At 49.0% G+C, this 255-nt stretch carries 1 rRNA gene; it reads right to left on the minus strand.

Annotation, left to right across the window (positions count from 1 at the left end):
- Positions 1-106: ribosomal RNA gene (rrf, locus tag LIZ87_RS22245) — 5S ribosomal RNA — on the minus strand; the annotation flags it as partial.
- Positions 107-255 lie beyond the last annotated feature (149 nt).

Below are 255 nucleotides of genomic sequence, written 5' to 3' on the forward strand. Positions count from 1 at the left end.
CCTGCTCTCCCATGCCGTCTCCAGCATAGTACCATCGGCCGCTTGCGTCTTAACCGTCGTGTTCGGGATGGGAACGGGTGTGTCCCACAAGCGCATCGGCACCGGAAAGATTGAACACTTAGCATTCGTCTTGTGAACGCTTAGTGCGAAACTTGTTCTGCGCTTCTTTTCGCACAGAACCTCTTTGATTCGTGTCCTTTAATTGAACACTAAACAGTATATAAAACCCCTACTTCTTCTTCCTTAGAAAGGAGG

It is taken from the genome of Lacrimispora sp. 210928-DFI.3.58, from assembly GCF_020554865.1.
Taxonomy (GTDB): Bacteria; Bacillota; Clostridia; order Lachnospirales; family Lachnospiraceae; genus Enterocloster.